We start from the raw sequence: 15,083 nt of genomic DNA, 5'->3' as shown, positions 1-15,083 counted from the left end.
AGCGCTCATAAATCTAAGCGGATGCTTACGAAGCGAGTTTTGTTCGAAGTAATTCAATGAAGCCTATGCTCACAAAACTAAAGCCGATGCTTACGAAGCGAGTTTTGTTCGAAGTAATTCAATGAAGCCTATGCTCACAAAACTAAAGCCGATGCTTACGAAGTGAGTTTTGTTCGAAGTAATTCAATGAAGCCTATGCTCACAAAACTTTTAGGAGGTCAAAAATGAAATACGTTATAGGTGTAGATTTGGGCACTAGCGCAGTGAAGACTGTTTTAGTGGACCCACAAGGCAAGGTGGCTTTTGAGCATTCCGAGTCCTACCCGCTAAGCAGACCACAGCCAAACTGGAGCGAACAAAATCCTGAGGACTGGGTAAAAGGCACGCTAGTCAGTCTTCGTCGCTTGATTGAAGTATCAGGCATAGACCCATCACAAGTTGACGGTCTTAGCTTCTCCGGGCAAATGCACGGATTAGTTCTGGTCGATAAGGACGGACAAGTGCTTCGTCCGGCCATTCTTTGGAATGATACACGTACTACTGCACAGTGCAGAAGAATAGAGAAGACGCTCGGAGCAAAGCTTATTGAGGTTGCTAGAAACCGTGCGCTGGAAGGCTTCACACTCCCTAAAATTCTATGGGTACAAGAGAATGAACCTGAGGTATTATCACAAGCGCACCAGTTCCTGTTGCCCAAAGACTATGTGCGTCTCCGGTTGACCGGTGATTATGCGATGGATTATTCCGATGCTGCAGGAACGCTTCTATTAGATGTAGGTTCTAAAACTTGGAGTGCTGAAATTGCTGAAGCTTTTGAACTGCCGATTTCCCTTTGTCCTAGACTGGTAGAGTCCTTTGAACAGACAGGAACGTTATTGCCGGATATTGCGGAAGCATCAGGTCTTTTATCATCCACAAAGGTATTTGCTGGTGGCGCGGATAATGCATGCGGCGCACTCGGAGCGGGTGTCCTTGGTGAAGGACGGACGATGTGCAGTATTGGTACATCGGGTGTGGTCCTTTCCTATGAGAGCAATAAAGATTTAAACCTCGAAGGCAAAGTCCATTTCTTCAACCATGGTGAAAAGGATGCCTACTATATTATGGGCGTTACTCTAGCGGCTGGGCATAGCCTTACATGGTTCAAAGAAACCTTTGCGGCGGACAAGAGCTTTGATGAATTGCTAAGTGGAGTGTCCTCCATTCCAGCGGGTAGCGGCGGACTGCTCTTTACACCTTATATCGTAGGGGAACGTACACCTCATCCAGATGCGAATATTCGTGGAAGCTTTATTGGTATGGATTCAGGGCATACTTTGACTCATTTTACACGTTCCGTATTAGAAGGCATTACCTTTTCGCTACGTGAATCTATCGAGATTGTACGTGATTCAGGCAAAGAGATTACAGAAATCATTGCGATCGGTGGCGGGGCTAAGAATGAGGCCTGGCTCCAGATGCAAGCAGATATTTTCAATGCATCCATCGTGAAGCTTGAAAGTGAGCAAGGTCCGGCTATGGGAGCAGCGATGTTGGCAGCTTACGGTAGCGGCTGGTTCACTTCTCTTAGTGCATGTGCAGAAGCTTTCATCCGTCCTGCGGATGTATATAAACCAGATCCGAAGCAAGCGGCAATCTATGACGGCTTATTTAACCTCTATCAGGAAGTCTACGGTCAGACCCGTGAACTGAATAACAAGCTGGCAGCATACCGCCAATAAATAAGGACGCCGAAGGTTTATGCTTGATATGTCTGATAAAAAAGGTCTTTCGCATATGGCGGAGGACCTTTTTATGAACATGAAGTTGTTGCCGTACTTATTTTTCTTCTGTAAAGTATGGGTATCTCTAGGCAGAGATAAGCTCTGCATGAGGTAGTGAAGGTTTCGGGGGGCGGAAGGCCATGTTCCAATGGATGGTTAGGCTGTTGAATGACATCAAAATCCGCAATAAGCTGTTGCTTGCTTTTTTACTCACCACGTTACTTCCGGTATTACTGGTAGGCGGGTATCTTACGTTTGAGATGAGAACCATGGCGTTTCAGAGCGCACTGGAACAAGCTTCAATCAACGTAGATCGGGTAAAAAAAAGAACGGAGGAAGTCATCGGTGTATCTCAAGATATTGCATATCGATTGAGTAATGATGCACGGTTAAAAAGACTTGCCATTCGTCAGTATGTTAGCACTTATGATGTGGTGGAAGCTTACCGCGATTACTCGGATATGCGTGAGTACCTTAGGTTGTATAAAGATATATCTAACATTCGTTTATACACTGACAATGCGACGCTGCTTAACAACTGGGAGCTGATCAATCCTTCTCCTGCAATTAAGGAGAGTGAGTGGTATCAGAGAGCACAGCGGTACGATAGCTTTGTCGGTTGGGAATATATCGAAGATGAGCGTGATAAGCGGAATTATTTAAGTCTTGTTCGCAAAATCGAGCTGGAGGGCTCCAGCAAAATCGGTGTTCTCGTTATTAATGTGAACAGTCAGCAGCTTGCATCCATACTAAGCCAGGAGTCTTTCGATACGATGATCGTCGATGATCAGGACAATATCATTGCAGCGAACCGGAAAGATCGAACAGGTAAAAAGCTAGCGGATGTTTCTTTTGACACCAAGCTCTTGGGCCAGGGGAGTGGAAGCTATGAAGCAGTAGTAGATGGTGAAGCCTCCAAAATTGTGATCGAGGAGCTTAAACCACAATCTAGCCGAAATGCACTACGAATTATATCTGTCTTTTCCATTGAAAGTATTGTGAAAGAACCCAATCAAGTGATTAAGCTTTCGATTACTGTAGTTGCGATAAGTGTTCTTCTAGCCTTTTTAATTATATATAGCTTCTCTTCGTTGTTCTCACGACGATTGCTGCATTTAAGCAGACATATTAACCGAGTCAGTACCGGAGATTTTGATACGACATTAAAAATTGATGGCAAGGATGAAATCGCCCTGTTAGCTCGTCAATTCAATTCCATGGTGCGTAGCGTTAATGATTTGATGTATGAGGTACAGGAATCCAATGCTCAGAACCGTCTTTTAGAACAGAAACAGAATGATATACGATTCAAAATGCTGGCAAGCCAGATTAACCCGCATTTCTTGTTCAATGCACTAGAAGCAATTCGAATGGAAGCTCACATGAAAGGGCAAGTGGAAATTGCTCGCGTAGTACGTCTTTTGGGTAAAATGATGCGCAGTAGCCTGGAGGTAGGACGAAGTAAAGTTTTGCTTAGTCAGGAATTAGAAGTGGTACGCTGTTACTTGGATATTCAGCAATTCCGTTATGAGGAGAGGTTGAAATATCAATTTACCGTAGACCCTGCCGTTGAAACCCTTTACATGCCTCCACTCCTTATTCAGCCGCTTGTCGAGAACGCAGTAATCCATGGACTGGATAATACGATGGAGGGAGCATTTGTGACGGTGGAAGTTATACAAGTTGGAGATCATGCTAAATTTACGATTACAGATAATGGAGTGGGGATATCTCCAATTAAGCTGGAGGAATTACAGAATACCCTTGAGCGCCAGGAAGAGCGTGAAGGTGAGCGAATTGGCCTTCGTAATGTCCATGACCGGCTAAAACTATCTTATGGCGCAGAGTATGGGCTAACGATTGAGAGTAAACCTAATGTAGGAACGGTTATTTTCTTCTGCATACCAATGGAGGACAACAATCTATGATAAAAGTGATGATTGTCGATGATGAGCCGAAGCTGCGGGAAGGACTACGGAGTCTAATCCCATGGGAGAGACTCGGTTATACGGTGGTAGCTACAGCAGCTAATGGCTTGCAAGCACTTGAAAAGTATCATACCTTCTACCCGGAGCTGATCGTTGCTGATATTCGTATGCCTGGAATGGATGGTCTAGAAATGATTAGTGAGCTTCGAAAAGAAGGCTCAGAAAGTCATGTGCTTATTCTAAGTGGTCATGCGGATTTTGAATATGCTAAGCGGGCGATTGGTTATCGGATTGACGGTTATTTGCTGAAGCCAGTGGATGAGGATGAGATGATCGTATGTCTGGAACAGCTACATGAAACGATCGAGCAGGAGCAGCGGTTCAGTGACTGGAATGAGGAGGAGCCCGCTCGCAATAGGGAAACTTTACTTCGTGCGCTTCTGCAGCCAACTTCAGAGGAAGAACTGGAGGAGGACCTTAGCAGACATGCGGATGCGCTAGGACTCGATCAGGGGAATTATGAAGTCATTCTCATTGCGTTAAGAAAAACAGCTGGTGCAAATGATGAGGATCTCCGGGGAATCAAAATAGTAATGGAACAGTATTTTAGTAATCATCCTAATGCTTCTTTCTTTACGCTATCCCAGTATTTGGGTATTCTCATGAAGGATCCGGACCAGAGCACAAGCAAACGGGAAGAATTATATGAGGGGTTATCTGCAGTGATAGAACCAAAGGGTTACGACTTCATTGCAGTAACGGGGGGAGTAGTACCTCGGCCTGAAATGGCGGGAGAATCGTTTAATTCAGCACGTGAACTAATAAGACGCGCCTTCTTCTTCAAGAAAGGGATCATCATCAGTGCAGATCCTTCAGGGTTTCTGGTGGAGATGAAAGAGGAGAGTGAAGACGCGCAAGAGACAGAGAGTCGTCTGCTGCTTGCGGTAGAGACAGGAAGTCTTGGTGCGATCCGACCGATCGTGCAGACCATCTGTGCTGAGCTTGTATCTGCAGGCAGCGACGAATTGCGAATTAAAGAGACCTTTGTGAGACTCCTTAGTACTGTGCTGGCCCGTCTGGAGCCTACGTATCCGGAAATACGTAGCTATGCAGCAGAGCATTCCCCTCCAATAGGGGAGTTATATCAAAGTTATTATATATCTGATCTTCAGGATCAAGCTGTCTCATTTCTCGAAGAAATTGCGGGTCAGATGACCAGTGGGCGTGGAAATGAAATAAAGAAGATCATAGAAATAATCAACCGCCGCTACAATGAAAACCTAAAGCTAGAGACCTTGTCCGAGTTGTTTTGTTACAACAGCGCTTATCTAGGCAAAATGTTCAAGAACACGACGGGGGAATACTTTAATACGTACGTGGACAAAGTGCGGATTGAGAAGGCTAAGGAATTTCTGACGCAAGGGATGAAAGTATACGAGGTGGCCGAGAAGGTAGGGTATATGAACCCTGATTATTTCAACGCTAAGTTCCGTAAATATGTAGGAATCTCACCAACTTCTTATCGAAAAAGTATCTAAGGATGGTGTGGTGTTCTTGTCTTGTCTGTTATACCCGTGGCTGAGTTCAGTTGGTTTTCTGAACTTCAGTCCACGGGTCTTTTTTTGTTTTCCCTACTCCCACCAATTGTACGTGGTGAAGTATTAATGCAGTTAAATAGATACCTGGTTAAGCTTATGCAGGCGGAGATATAATGCATTTTCTTTTGATTTCGGTTCAATGAAATCTGCTGGAAAAGGAGTGAAGAGGAATATTTGGAACTGTAGAAGCGGAGCGCTCGCCTTTATCCTCGGATTTCTACCGCGAGAAGCGGTTCATATCAGGAAATCTGAGGATAACAGCGATCGGAAGTCCAAATATTCCGCGTAGCGACTAACATCCAGCTGAGTGTTTCCAGAAGTCCAATCCAAAGAATAATGCAAACGCCAGCAGCATTAGCCCCCCTGTGTCGATGAGCGAAAAGAGAATTCACCCCGGACAAAAATCTCTAATTTTCACCTGATTTTAAGTCGAATTTATAGGGTACTGCAATCGCTTACAAAGTTTTAGAATTATGACATAGAGAGGAGGGGCTTTATGAAAGCGGACACAGTAACTGCTCAAATCCCGCCGGACACCCGAATGCGCAACAAAAAGCCTGCTTCAGGAGGACGGTTTTGGAGAAGCTTTAAGAATCAAAAGTATTTGTGGATGATGTCGATACCTTTTGTCATCTGGGCATTCGTTTTCAGTTATCTCCCCTTATGGGGCTGGACGATGGCTTTTCAAAAGTACAAGCCCGCACGTGGCTTTTTTGAACAAGAATGGGTAGGTTTTGAACACTTTAAGACACTGTTCAGTGACTCGCAATTCCTTCTGGCGCTGCGTAATACGCTGGCGATGAGTGGAATGGGTCTCATCGCAGGCTTTATCTTTCCGATAACGTTTGCAATATTGCTAAACGAAGTTCGCCTCGGATTTTTTAAACGATTTGCTCAGACGGTCTCGTATTTGCCCCACTTTGTATCTTGGGTGGTTGCAGCGGGAATTGTAACTAAAATGTTATCTAGTGAAAATGGTCTTGTAAACGATCTCTTGTTAACAATTGGATTTATAGACTCACCTATTCAGTTCATGGCTCAGGGCCATCTCTTCTGGGGAATCGTTACTTTATCAGATGTGTGGAAAGAAACCGGGTGGAATGCGATTATCTACCTTGCAGCTATCTCGGGTATCGGACCTGAACTGTACGAAGCGGCCCGGGTAGACGGAGCCAGCAGGCTTCGCCAAGTATGGCATATTACCCTTCCAGGTATCCGGCCGACCATTACAGTGCTACTCATTATGTCGATTGGTAATTTGCTGAATATCGGCTTTGAGAAGCAATTCTTGCTTGGAAACAACCTCGTTACCGATTATTCTCAGGTGCTGGATCTGTACTCTCTGAAATACGGACTAGGCATGGCGAGATATTCCTACGGTACCGCGATCAATATATTCAACTCAGTGATCAGTGTAATCCTACTGTTTACGATTAATGGAATCTTCAAGCGTACAACTAAAGAGAGCCTTCTGTAACACAGAAGACCTTCTACCAATCGTGGCTGCAATATTGCCCTTTTCATGAAAGGAGAGCGTTACAGTGGGGAACACAGCTATTACCGGAAAGTCGTGGTCAGACCGGATCTTTGACTTCATAGTGTACTTCGTAGTACTGTTCGTGGTTGTAATCACGATCTATCCGTTTCTGAATGTGCTTGCGATCTCGCTGAATGATTCAGTGGATAGTGTGCGCGGCGGTATCACCATTTATCCCCGGGAATTTACCTGGGACAATTACTTGAAAATCTTCAGTTTCGCAGGGCTGATGACCGGGTTCAAAATATCCGCTTTGCGGACAGTCATCGGTACTTTGTTCGGACTGATCAGTGCCTCGATGCTAGCATTTACGATCAGTCGTCCTGACTTTGCAGGCCGCAAGTTCGTCTCCACATTCTTGGCGATGACCATGTATATCTCTGGAGGGATGATTCCAATATACATGCTGATCAAGGATCTGCACATGATGAACAGCTTTGCAGTCTACGTATTGCCTGGATTAGTTAGTGCTTTTAATGTCTTCGTTATCCGCTCCTTTATTGACGGTCTGCCGTATGCACTGCAGGAATCGGCGAAACTGGATGGAGCGAATGATTTTACCATTTACTGGCGTGTCATCCTGCCGCTGATGAAGCCGGCTCTAGCAACAATCGCGCTGTTCCTGGCGGTAGGTCAATGGAATGCATGGTTTGATACGTATTTGTATAATGGTTCAAGCCCTCAGCTGACGACATTGCAATATGAACTGATGAAGGTTCTGCAGAGTACAACCAGTGGTAATGGTGGCGATTACCGCTCCAACATTGCTTCTCTAGCTTCGAATCAGGTCTCGCCAGAGTCTATCAAGATGGCGATTACGATTGTCGTAACCGTACCAATTTTGTTGGTGTATCCGTTCATTCAGAAGTACTTTGTTCAAGGTATGACACTTGGCGCTGTGAAGAGCTAATCACAGCTACAGGGGAGCTTAGTCTCCCCTGCACTTTAATTGTGTTTTGTATCCGTTTTCTTTTCCTGTGGGAAGTTTTGGGATAAGTATTAACAGGATTTATCTGTGATACGATAGATAAACAATTTTAAGGAGGGTTTATGTAATGGGGAATAATAGAAAAATAAAAGCTAAAGCAACTGCACTTACACTCACTTCTATTATGATGCTCGGCATGCTCGCAGGTTGTGGTGGAAATAACGGCAATAACGCAGCTGGAGATGTAGCTAAAAATGCAACAAATAAGGGTAATGCGGCTAATTCGGCCAATGCGGTTGAGGATACTTCTCCGCTCACGATGACTTTCTTCAGTGCTGACCCTAACCCGAACTGGACAGGCATGCAAGACGAAGTTGGTAAAGTGATTACGGAAAAAACAGGAGTTACCTTGAATGCTGAATACGCGGTTGGTGACCCTGCTCAAAAAGTAGCGTTGATCGCAGCGAGCGGTGATTATCCGGATCTGATCAGTGCCAAGACCGACGTAAGCAAGCTGGTGGATGCAGGCGCAATGCTTGATCTGACAGATCTGATTGAAAAATATGCTCCGAACATCAAAAAAGTATTAGGCGAAGAAGGCATGAAACGCTCACGCTACAGTGATGATGACCACGCGATTTATGCTATTCCTACGTATGCAGGTGTGGATAACAAATACTTTGATGCTGGTGGCGGATTTGAACTACAGCATCGTGCTGTTAAAGAAGCGGGATATCCTGTAATTAAAACGGTCCAAGATTATGAGAACGTAATCAAGGCTTATCTGGAAAAACATCCCACCGATGAAAATGGTAACAAAAACATCGGTCTGACCCTAAATGCAGATGATTGGTACATGTACATTACAGTAACTAACCCAGCATTCACTACTACAGGCTCTCCTGATGATGGTGAATATGCAATCGATATCGACACACAAGAGGTAACTTATCACTTCCGTCGTCCTGCTGAGAAAGAATATTTCCGCTGGCTCAACCATATGAATGATATCGGATTGCTTGACCCGGAAAGCTTCGTTCAAAAGTATGATCAGTACAAAGCTAAAATCGCTACCGGCCGTGTTATTGGTTTGATTGACCAAGACTGGGGTTATGGCGATGGAGAAAGAGCATTGAAAGCTGAAGGTAAGCTGGATCAAGGATACGGGCACTATCCAGTAACCCTGTCTGAAGAGTACAAAGAAACTTCCTTCTGGCCTACAGGCTTTATGGGTGGTAACGGTATTGGGATCAGTGTAGATGCTAAAGATCCAGTACGTGCAATTAAATTCTTGGACTACTTAGCTTCCGATGAAGGTCAAGTATTGGTTAACTGGGGTATTGAAGGTAAGCATTATAACGTAGTTGACGGCAAACGTGTCATTCCTGAAGATGTGAACAACCGCAAATATAATGACACTACCAATTTCCAAAAAGAAACAGGACTTGGCAATGTCGGATCAAACTATGCTCTGCTTAGCGCTCACTATGGTGACGGCGTATTGGACCCAACTGGAAATTACTATACAACTCGTTTCCCTGAGCAAGTAACTGTAGGCTACAATGCAGTTGAAAAAGAAACACTTGCTGCTTATAAAGCAACAACTTGGAAAGACCTCTTCCCAAATGAAGATGAATTCAAAGTTAAACCTTGGGGCGCGGCATGGAACATCACGATTCCTGGGGATAGTGAAATTGTCGTTCTCGACAACAAGCTGAAGGATATCAGTTGGAAACGGATTCCTGAAGCCATCTTGTCCAAACCAGCTGATTTCGACAAAGTTTGGGATGCTTATATGGCTGAACTGGATAAAGCTGACGTGACGAAAGCTGAAGATTTACGTGAAGAGCTGGTTAAACAACGCGTGAAACTTTGGAATGAGTAATTACTGAATCGCGGCTAATAAAATAAAAGCATGAAGATGGCGGGAAGTCCGAACGAAAGTCCGGGCTTCCCGCCGATTTCTTTTCATCTGTAATTACAGGATAGGAGGAATATACGTGGGAGAAGGTAAGAACACTGGGCGGCATGATCTCTGGTATAAGCAGCCTGCGGCTGTATGGGAAGAGGCAATGCCAGTCGGTAACGGCCGTCTGGGCGGCATGGTCTTTGGCGGAACGGAAGAAGAACTGATTCAACTAAATGAAGACACCTTATGGTCGGGCTTTCCACGGGATACAGCTAATTATGAGGCGCTGCGTCATTTGGCTCCGGCCAAACATTTAGTGGCAGAGGGGGAATACAAGAAAGCGGAAGCACTGGTAGATTCCAAGATGTTAGGCAGACGGACTGAATCCTATCAACCGCTCGGAGACTTGCGAATGAAGTTCAATCTTGGTAGTCCTATAGAGGATTATCAGAGAGAGCTTGATTTGAATCAAGCGCTTGCTACGGTATCCTATACTGCTGGGGATGTAAGGATTGTGCGCGAAGTTTTGGCCAGCAGACCAGATGAACTTATAGTCATTCATATCCATGCAGAGGGGAGAAAGGGTGTGGGCATTCTACCGGATTTCTCGGTGGCTCTAACTTCGCCGCATCCTTCTCGACCAGAGATTACTCCTGACGGTATGCTGATAATGACCGGTCGTGCCCCGTCGCATGTTGCTGATAATTATGTAGGAGATCATCCGCGTGCTGTATTATACGAAGAGGGTCTCGGCATAAGTTTTGCCGCTGCAATGGAGATCCGTACAGATGGCGGTAATTGTAGAGCTGAGAACGGTATATTGTCGGTTTCAGGTGCGCGCTCCATTACGATCCGTCTAGCTGCAGCAACCGATTTTGCCGGGTATGACCGGATGCCAGGAAGCGGCGGTAAGCTACCTTCGGAGTTGTGCCTAGAGCAATTGGCTTTATCTTCTACTGGATATGCGAAGCTGAAGCAGCGCCATCTAGAGGATCATCAGTCCTTGTTCCGCCGCGTGGAGTTGACGCTTGCATCTTCGTCCTCCCGGATAGAGCTTCCCACGGATGAGCGACTAAAACGGTACCAGGAGGGGCAGGCAGATTCTGCGCTAGAAGCGCTGCTGTTCCAGTATGGCCGGTACCTGATGATTGCTGGCTCACGGCCGGGTACACAAGCTCTGAATCTGCAAGGGATCTGGAATCCCTATCTCCAGCCGCCATGGAACAGTAATTATACGACCAATATAAACACTGAAATGAATTATTGGCCAGCCGAGTTATGCGGGTTGGGTGAATGCCATGAACCTTTAATCGATTTTATTACTGAACTTAGTGTGGCTGGCAGTCGTACAGCTAATATTCATTATGGCGCACGTGGCTGGACGGTGCATCATAATACAGATTTGTGGCGTATGACATCTCCGTCAGACGGCAAGGCGATGTGGGCATTTTGGCCAATGGGAGGCGTTTGGCTCTCTCGCCATTTATGGGAACGTTACGCTTTCCGTCCAGACGAGGAATATTTGCGCAACACAGCTTTTCCTTTGTTAAAGGGAGCCGCATTATTTTGTCTGGATTGGCTGGTAGAGCTGCCTGATGGAAGATGGACAACGGGTCTGTCTACGTCACCGGAGAATGTATTCTTGACTGCTGATGGCACGCCATGCAGTGTTTCAGCTGGCTCAGCTATGGATTTATCGCTGATCGATGAGCTGTTCAAGCATTGCATTCGGGCTGCTGAGATTTTGAATACCGATGCCCAGCTGAGGCAGGAGCTGAGTCAGAAACAGGAACGACTCGCTCATCCTGGGATTGCACCGGACGGACGTATTCGTGAATGGAGTGAGGATTTTGCTGAACAAGAGCCTGGGCACCGCCATGTCTCTCATTTGTATGATTTATATCCCGGAAATGTAATTAGTCCTTCTTCCACACCAGAGCTAGCGGAGGCAGCAGCGTTAACGCTTAAGAAGCGCTTGGAAGGCGGGGGTGGACACACGGGCTGGAGTGCAGCCTGGCTGCTTAATCTATATGCACGTTTGAAGGATGGAGGGAGTGCGTATAGCTGTTTACGTCGTATTTTGCAAGATTCAAGTCTGCCGAATTTATTCGGTAATCACCCTCCATTTCAGATTGACGGTAACTTCGGAACTACGGCCGGAATTGCTGAAATGCTCTTGCAGAGTCATCAGGAAGGGCTTGAATTATTACCGGCTCTTCCAGAAGAATGGTCTGAAGGTAGTGTGAAAGGCTTAGTAGCACGTGGCGGCTTTATCACAAATATAGAATGGCGTGAAGGACGCTTAATGAAGGCGGAGCTGACCTCGACTCATGGTCAAATCTGCAGAATTTATAGTCACCAGCCTTTGCTCATTCAAAGTTCTGATGGTTCACGAATAGGGCTAGAGATGGAATTTGAAACCGTAATAGGAGAGACCTATATCATTACACCACAAAGCGAATAAAACACATCGTTCTAGCATATAGGCTGTTCTCAGAGTAGAATTATTCTACAGGGAGCAGTCTTTTTTTGCCTAAACGCTCATTATCTATTAAATGATAGGGTTCGTTATAAGACTATAGGAGCCGGAGGAACGGAATATATATGTGGAAAAAACGCTTCACATTAGTAAAGATCATTCTGGGAGGAGTGATTATATTCGCTGCTATTCCACCGATGATTTATTGGGGCTGGGGTCATGCTTATGCGGCTTCGAGTTCACCCACACTTCATTCTGTAAATGAAGTAGCGCAGAAGCTAACGGGTGCAATGAACAACCGAAGGGAGACCATTACTTTTACTTATGAGAGCAAAGGTTCAAATTTGAAAACGAAAATACAAGCGGCCCTGGATCAAGCGATGGCTAGTGACCCTTATTTGTATTACATTATAGACAGCTACGGATATACTTATCGAGGAAGCGCAAGCTCTGTAAAAGTTACGGTGGAAGTGAAATATTTGGAGACGCTGGAGCAGACGGCTTTTGTGAACAAAGAAGTGAATGCAGCGCTGAAGAAGATCATAACGCCGGGCATGAACAATCATCAGAAGGTCAAGGCGATCCACGATTGGGTTGTGCTTCATCTGAAATATGATACTTCGTATCGTAAATATACGGCTTATGAAGGATTGAAGAGTGGCAGCGCCGTTTGCCAAGGGTATTCGCTGTTGACCTATAAGCTGTTAAAGGAAGCTGGATTCACGAATAAAATCGTTGAGGGTACAGCAAAGCAGCCGGGAGGACGTAGTCAGTTGCATGCTTGGAATCTAGTGTTATTAGATGGACGGTGGTATCATCTCGACACGACTTGGGATGACCCGACACCGGATAAGGCTGGCGTTATTAGTACGGCGTACTACATGAGGACAGATGCACAGATGCGTCAGGATCATAGCTGGACGAAATCCTATCCGGCAGCGTCGGTAGGCTATCATAAGACCTTGTCTGCACTTGTGGAGCGTGGAGGACAGAGTGCAGCTGTGTATAAAAAGCTTCAGAAGGATCTCAATTATGAGCTATATGCCGAGGAGCTAATTGTACGTTCGGTAGGAGATCTGACTCGGCTAGCGAATAAGGCAATGGCCTCCGGTGAGGTGTCTATATTATTCCGCTATCATGGGAGTGGAACTCAGCTTAAGAATGACCTGCAGGAGCTATATAAGCTTGGACTAGAGGATGTATCTTACTCCAGTTCTGCTTTTGACAATACGGGCGATCTCAAAGTGTTTGTGACTTGGGAATAGAAGGATATAAGAAAGGGACATCCCATAAGCCTGAATGGCTGCGGGACATCCCTTTTTGTTTTTTTACGGGTCCATTTTATTCTGGGTGAGTACTAAGATCGCATTTATCCAAAGGAATAATACTGCTCTTTCGGAACCAGCGATAGCCGAACCAGATTAAGAGAAACAGCGGTAAGCTGATATAAGAAACGGCGATACCATACCAGTCGATCGTTCCACCTGTGAAGGCGCCCATATTCTGACCGAGTATAGCTACAATACAAAGTGCTAAGGCAAAAATAGGTCCGAATGGGAACCATCTGGCCCGGTAAGGTAGTTCATCTAGGGAATGGCCTTGTGCTATAAAGGCACGTCTGAAGCGGTAGTGGCAGACTGCAATGCCTAGCCAGTTAATAAATCCGCACATCCCAGAGGCGTTCAGTAGCCAGTTATATACGGCACCATCACCAAAGAATGAAGCAAGAAAGGCAAGCATTCCGACAGCCGTAGTTACTAGCAAAGCGCCAACAGGGACACCACGGCGATTAAGCTTGCCCAGTGCGCGTGGAGCCATTCCATCCTTAGCCATTGCATACAGGACACGGGTGGAAGCATACATTCCAGAGTTCCCTGCCGACAGTACAGAGCTGAGAATGACGGCATTCATTACGGATGCAGCAATGGCAAGCCCGGCTTTATTGAACACGATCGTAAACGGACTGACTCCGATGTCATCGATGCCACCGCGCAGCAGATCTGGATTCGTATAAGGAATCAACATTCCGATTACAAATATAGCAAGGATATAAAAGATTAATATACGCCAGAATACTTGGCGGATCGCAATGGGGACGTTGCGGCGTGGATTCTCGCTCTCACCCGCAGCAACGCCGATTAGCTCGGTACCCTGGAAGGAGAATCCGGCTGCCATAAATACCCCGACGAAGGCAAAGAAGCCACCGTTGAAGGAACTGCCCCCCATTTGGAAGTTACTGAAGCCTACAGCTTTTCCACCCATAATGCCGAATATCATGAGCACCCCGACAATAAGGAAGGCGATAACGGTAATGATTTTGATAATAGCAAACCAATATTCTGATTCCCCATAGCCACGAGCAGATAGGAAATTCAGACCGAACATCAGTAGAAGGAACACCAGACTCCAGAGGAAGGAAGGACTGTCCGGGAACCAATATTTGATGATGAGGGTAGCCGCTGATAGCTCTGCTGCAATCGTAACCGCCCAGTTATACCAGAAGTTCCAACCGATGGCGAAACCAAAGCCGGGGCTGACAAAACGAGTGCCGTAGGTACTGAAGGACCCCGAGTCAGGTAAATAGGTGGCGAGCTCTCCAAGACTAGTCATGAGAAAATAAACCATTACCCCCACAGCGGTATAAGCCAGAAGGGCTCCACCAGGTCCTGCTGAAGCGATCGCGCCGCCACTGGCTAGAAACAGACCCGTCCCAATAGATCCGCCTAGTGCGATCATGGTCAAATGTCTTGCTTTGAACGATTTTTTAAGCGCAGGCTGATTCATGTTGCCTTGCGCTGGGTTGTGCTGATTGCCCTGCATGAATATGACACTCCTTATGATCTAATCTTACTGTTCATGAACGGGGAGCGCTGAGCTGCTTACTCCCGCAAGGCGGGAGGTATACTTCGATGATGTACGAAACATACAAATTCTGTAAACG

Annotated in this window: 9 protein-coding genes; 8 read left to right on the top strand and 1 reads right to left on the bottom strand. The window is 45.9% G+C overall.

Annotated elements, in window-relative coordinates:
- The first annotated feature begins 224 nt into the window (after positions 1–224).
- The 8 genes from xylB (at position 225) to MHB64_RS26895 (ending at position 13,407) form a co-directional block, all read left to right on the top strand.
- The gene (gene xylB, locus MHB64_RS26930; protein WP_280787926.1) at positions 225–1,721 is read left to right on the top strand and encodes a xylulokinase; all 1,497 of its coding nucleotides are present in this window, start codon (positions 225–227) and stop codon (positions 1,719–1,721) included.
- Between the two features lie 182 nt (positions 1,722–1,903).
- Positions 1,904–3,691 (top strand): sensor histidine kinase, encoded by a 1,788-nt coding sequence (locus tag MHB64_RS26925; RefSeq protein WP_094870985.1) that lies wholly within the window; start codon positions 1,904–1,906, stop codon positions 3,689–3,691.
- Complete coding sequence (locus MHB64_RS26920; protein ID WP_341135758.1) at positions 3,688–5,229, top strand: response regulator transcription factor; 1,542 nt, start codon at positions 3,688–3,690, stop codon at positions 5,227–5,229. Before MHB64_RS26925 ends, MHB64_RS26920 begins: the two co-directional genes overlap by 4 nt.
- A gap of 601 nt (positions 5,230–5,830) precedes the next feature.
- Positions 5,831–6,766, top strand: a complete 936-nt coding sequence (locus MHB64_RS26915) for an ABC transporter permease (RefSeq protein ID WP_256989940.1) — start codon at positions 5,831–5,833, stop codon at positions 6,764–6,766.
- Positions 6,767–6,830: 64 nt separating this feature from the next.
- The gene (locus MHB64_RS26910; RefSeq protein ID WP_094872458.1) at positions 6,831–7,736 is read left to right on the top strand and encodes a carbohydrate ABC transporter permease; all 906 of its coding nucleotides are present in this window, start codon (positions 6,831–6,833) and stop codon (positions 7,734–7,736) included.
- Between the two features lie 145 nt (positions 7,737–7,881).
- Positions 7,882–9,639, top strand: a complete 1,758-nt coding sequence (locus tag MHB64_RS26905) for an ABC transporter substrate-binding protein (RefSeq protein WP_341135757.1) — start codon at positions 7,882–7,884, stop codon at positions 9,637–9,639.
- A 115-nt stretch (positions 9,640–9,754) separates the two neighbouring features.
- A complete protein-coding gene (locus MHB64_RS26900; RefSeq protein WP_341135756.1) occupies positions 9,755–12,127 on the top strand; it encodes a glycoside hydrolase family 95 protein in 2,373 nt (790 codons plus the stop codon).
- Between the two features lie 140 nt (positions 12,128–12,267).
- Entirely contained in the window at positions 12,268–13,407 is a 1,140-nt protein-coding gene (locus MHB64_RS26895) for a transglutaminase domain-containing protein (protein WP_341135755.1), read from the top strand.
- Between the two features lie 76 nt (positions 13,408–13,483).
- On the opposite strand, the gene MHB64_RS26890 is transcribed toward MHB64_RS26895, so the two are convergent.
- Entirely contained in the window at positions 13,484–14,962 is a 1,479-nt protein-coding gene (locus MHB64_RS26890; RefSeq protein ID WP_373455899.1) for an amino acid permease, read from the bottom strand.
- Positions 14,963–15,083 lie beyond the last annotated feature (121 nt).

Source organism: Paenibacillus sp. FSL K6-2859, from assembly GCF_038008265.1.
Lineage (GTDB): Bacteria > Bacillota > Bacilli > Paenibacillales > Paenibacillaceae > Paenibacillus_AQ > Paenibacillus_AQ nitricinens.
Note: the sequence above shows the minus strand (reverse complement) of the source record. Positions and strands in the feature narration are given on the sequence as shown.

What these genes read in the sequence shown, in the direction of transcription:
- xylB (WP_280787926.1), top strand. Translation starts at nt 225, where the DNA reads ATGAAATACGTTATAGGTGTAGATTTGGGCACTAGCGCAGTGAAGACT.
- MHB64_RS26925 (WP_094870985.1), top strand. Translation starts at nt 1,904, where the DNA reads ATGTTCCAATGGATGGTTAGGCTGTTGAATGACATCAAAATCCGCAAT.
- MHB64_RS26920 (WP_341135758.1), top strand. Translation starts at nt 3,688, where the DNA reads ATGATAAAAGTGATGATTGTCGATGATGAGCCGAAGCTGCGGGAAGGA.
- MHB64_RS26915 (WP_256989940.1), top strand. Translation starts at nt 5,831, where the DNA reads ATGCGCAACAAAAAGCCTGCTTCAGGAGGACGGTTTTGGAGAAGCTTT.
- MHB64_RS26905 (WP_341135757.1), top strand. Translation starts at nt 7,882, where the DNA reads ATGGGGAATAATAGAAAAATAAAAGCTAAAGCAACTGCACTTACACTC.
- MHB64_RS26895 (WP_341135755.1), top strand. Translation starts at nt 12,268, where the DNA reads ATGTGGAAAAAACGCTTCACATTAGTAAAGATCATTCTGGGAGGAGTG.
- MHB64_RS26890 (WP_373455899.1), bottom strand. Translation starts at nt 14,962, where the DNA reads ATGCAGGGCAATCAGCACAACCCAGCGCAAGGCAACATGAATCAGCCT.